Origin of the sequence: Kitasatospora sp. NPDC002551 (assembly GCF_040296005.1) — a bacterium.
Classification (GTDB): Bacteria; Actinomycetota; Actinomycetes; order Streptomycetales; family Streptomycetaceae; genus Kitasatospora.
Genome location: NZ_JBEOWI010000145.1, coordinates 1 through 3,522, shown reverse-complemented (window position 1 = coordinate 3,522; position 3,522 = coordinate 1). Strand labels below are relative to the sequence as shown.

The following is a 3,522-nucleotide window of genomic DNA, read 5'->3' as shown; positions in this document are numbered from 1 at the left end:
CCTGCTCAACCTGTTATCCTTTTCTGACGTCCCGCGCGACGCAGTGGCCGGCACCACGCCTGAGGGGGCCGCCCTCTCCGTCGCTACCCATGGAGCGTCTGGGCGCACGAACGTCCGGGCCTGAGCACAGGGCGTGATCCGCGGGTGTGGCCGACGGGACGACCTGGCTGTACCGCAGGAGTATCTGGCGGTGGGGGCTCCGTGGCACGCTGACCGTGCAGCGATCCTCGGCATGCGACCGCGACGTTAAGGGCGATGGCTCTGGCCCGGACCGGACCGCAGTGGGTCCGGGCCCGGTGGCATGAGGATGCTTAGAACGGGCGGTGGCCTTCGCGGAGTGCGTGGGCGATGCGGTTCAGGGCGTGCGGGATGAGCCCGGACCCCGTGGCTGAGGCATCCGAACCGGGTTCCGAGCTGGAGTACACCCGTGCCTCTTCTCCTCGGGCACGGAAGACGTGGAACTGCTGCTGATTGATGTCCACGCCATAGACGCATCGTGTCTCGGTCCGGTCCGGGGCGAGGTGGTTGACCCTCAATCCCATTTCTGCCGCCCGCTGCTCGTACTCGGTGAGCTCGCGGTCGTTGGGGCGTGCCCAGCCTTCGAACATCAGCGCAGCGCCCGCCACGGGGGAGTCGGCATACTCGCGCCGACGGAGGCACTCCGGAGGGTCGGGGAGGTGCCTGGCGACGTTGATGAGTGCGTCGGCGGGATTGATGTCCCGGTCGTTCCATGACCGAGTGGGGACCATGCGCAGCTCGATCGAGCGTGAGTCGACGCTTTCCAGGTGCACGGTGAACAGGCGGGCAGGCCGATCCCACCCGCGCCGTTCTCCTTCCCTCGCCTCGATGGCGTGCAGCGCCGTGGCCATGGCGTCGGCGAGATCGTCCTGGAGGAGGCCCAGGGGCTTGCTCGGCATGAGGACGGTGCGCTTCTCCCAGGACTGCATGATCGCTCTTTTCTGTCGGCCCGGCGAGGGGGCGGGCGGGGGTCCGGCGGATGCTGGCCTGGCGACGGGGCGCGCCGGGCGGTCTGGGCCGGGGGAGGGCCGGGTGGTCACGGCCGGCATGAGCACACCCTAGCCCGCACTCATAGAATTAAGCAACTCTGCTTCGGGTTTCGTCTGCCTATCTGCGCCGGTGGGAAGGGCTGCTCCGGTCGTGGGACCGGAGCGGCGGGCAGGGGAGTGGTCAGAAGACAGGGTGCCCTCCCGGAGCGCGTGGGCGATCCGACCCGGGCCGAGGGGGGACGAGCCCGGCGCTGACCGTGGTCTGGTCGCGCTGGGCGGTGGAGAGCATTTGGGGCTGTTGGCCGCGGAGGCGTCGGACGTGAACTCCTCCTGGTTCATGTCCACGCGTACACGAGGCGGCTTTCGACCCGGTCGGGGGCGAGGTGGTTGACGCGCCGGCCCTGCGTGATCGAGCGCTGCTCGTACTTGGCCGGCTTCCTGTCGGCGGGCCGGCCCCAGCCTTCGAACATCGCGGCGATGCCGGCCACGGGGGCGTCGGCGTACGAGTGGTGCTCTACTGCGGGCGGCACGGCGGGCAGCTGCCGCGCGGTGTGGACGACCGCATCGGTCGGGCTGCGGACCTGCGCGCCCCAGAGCCGGCCTGGGACTACGCGCAGTTCGATCGAGCGGGTGTCGAGGTCGGCCAGGTGGGCGGTGAACAGCCGTGCGGGTCTGTTCCACCCGCGTCGTTCTCCCTCTCGGTGTCCGATGGCGGCCAGGGCAGTGGCCATGGCGTCGGCCATCTTGTCCTCGCACAGGCCGAGGGGCGGTCGGCATGAGGACGGTGCGCCTCTCCCAGTTCTCCGTGGTGGTGCTTCCTTCGGGTGCTGGTGGATTTCGTGCGGGGTTGGCGGTCGCGGGGCCTGTGTCTCCTTCAGGGCTGGTCGCGGTACCAGGTGAGGAACTTCTCGGCGTGCGGCTGGTCGAAGGTCACGGTCAGCATGCCGTCGGCGAGATCCTGGGTGACGCCGTACGCCAGGCCGGTGGGGGAGGTGGTGCCGGGCCAGCGGTTGGTCAGGGCGAGCAGCCCTGCGGCGGTGGGCCCGGTGGCGGTGAGCTTGAGGACGATGGTCAGCGCCTCGTCGTCGATGCCGAGATCGACCGTGGTGCCCGGGAGTTCGGAGCGCACCCGGTCGAAGAGGTGCTGCTGGTCGGGGACGACTGTGCCGAAGGCGTCGGCGTTGGCCCGGGCCCGGGCGGTGCGCTGGTAGAAGGTGTCGATCAGCTTCTGGGCGCTGGCGCGAAGGCCGGGGTCGGTGATCTCGGCCAGCGTGTGGACGGTGCGTTGCGCGGTTCCGGGCGCGGTGAGGGGGTGGAAGCCGATGTCGCGGTGGATCCCGTCGGCGTCGAGGAGGGTGAGGATCGCCAGGTTGGCGACGGGGTTGACGTTGATCGCCCACTGGTCGGGTAGGGGATGGGGGGTAGTCACGGAGGTCTCCAGGCTGGTGGGTGCGGGGTGGTGGTGGGCGGGGGCGGCGGGACGCGCTGGGGGCGCCGTTGCCGCCCCCTTCCCGTGTTCGTCGTCGGCGCTCTGGTGGAGCTGGGCAGCGGTGATGGGAGGGCGGGGCGGGTAACTGGTCTCGCGGGAGCGGGTCGCCGGGGAGTGGGACACGATGCTCGGGTGCGTTCATGGGGGGCGGGGTCCGGGGTGTGAGGGCGGCCGCGGGCCGGCTGGGGTCAGAGGTCGGAGCGCAGGACCAGGCGCAGCGCGTCGTAGAGCGCGGCGCGCCGGTCGGCGGGTACGTGGTCCGCGAAGGCGACGTGGAGGCGGACGGTGGCTTCGTCGTCGTTCCACCGGGTGAGGGGCTCGGGCTCGGGGGCCAGGTCATCGGTGGCCAGTCCGATGGCCCATCCGGCGAGGTCGGGTGCTTTGTCGAGGAGCTGCCCCACGGCGCGGTAGGCGGTGCTGGCCGCCTCGTCGCCGAGGGACTGCCAGGTGCGCGGCTCGTCGGTGTCTGCGGTGTGGGGGATCGGCTGGTCGCAGAGGCTTTCGCCGACGCCGGACTGGGAGTCGAGGGCGAGCAGGAGCATGTGGTGGACGGTGGCGGCGGCGTGGCGAAGATCGGCGGTGGTGTAGGGCGGGAGCGCGGGCGGCCCCGGGGTGCCGGCGTCGGCCTCTTCGGTCTCTGCTTCGTGTCCGGCTTCGGCGCGGTCGGCGCAGTTGCCGCACAGTCCGCTCCATCCTTCGCCGTCCGCGGTGGATTCCTCGCAGTCCTCGGCCGAGCAGAAGTGCTCCTCGTAGGTCGCGGTCGGGATGAACCGCATGGCCGCGGTGGGGCTGGTGAGGGTGAGGACGCCCTCCTCGAAGAGGTGCACGGCGGCTTCGTAGCGGGGACCGCGCCGTACGGTGTGCCAGACGTCGATGCCGTGGAGCTGGCGGTGTTCGGAGGACTCAGGCCGGATCCATGTGTTCTTGTCGCGGAAGTGGACGACGTACTCGGACTCGAGGTCGATCGCGGCGCGGACCTCGGCAAGGGTTGCGGGGGCGGGGGTGTTCGCGGGCATGGGGGGCGTC

Annotated in this window: 3 protein-coding genes and 1 pseudogene; all 4 read right to left on the bottom strand. The window is 71.0% G+C overall.

Annotated elements, in window-relative coordinates:
- Positions 1–311 precede the first annotated feature (311 nt).
- Positions 312–947 carry a hypothetical protein gene (locus ABT093_RS40605; protein ID WP_350572537.1) on the bottom strand — a complete coding sequence of 212 codons (636 nt, stop codon included), beginning with the start codon at positions 945–947 and terminating at the stop codon, positions 312–314.
- Between the two features lie 395 nt (positions 948–1,342).
- On the bottom strand, positions 1,343–1,738 hold the full coding sequence (locus ABT093_RS40600) for a hypothetical protein (protein WP_350572536.1): 396 nt from the start codon (positions 1,736–1,738) through the stop codon (positions 1,343–1,345).
- A 143-nt stretch (positions 1,739–1,881) separates the two neighbouring features.
- Positions 1,882–2,436: a hypothetical protein gene (locus tag ABT093_RS40595; protein ID WP_350572535.1), complete on the bottom strand. Its 555-nt coding sequence runs from the start codon at positions 2,434–2,436 to the stop codon at positions 1,882–1,884.
- 248 nt (positions 2,437–2,684) lie between these two features.
- Positions 2,685–3,522: pseudogene (locus ABT093_RS40590) on the bottom strand (hypothetical protein); the annotation flags it as partial.

Bases quoted from the DNA above. Each gene is read 5' to 3' on its own strand.
- ABT093_RS40605 (WP_350572537.1), bottom strand. From the start codon at position 947: ATGCAGTCCTGGGAGAAGCGCACCGTCCTCATGCCGAGCAAGCCCCTG.
- ABT093_RS40600 (WP_350572536.1), bottom strand. From the start codon at position 1,738: ATGGCCACTGCCCTGGCCGCCATCGGACACCGAGAGGGAGAACGACGC.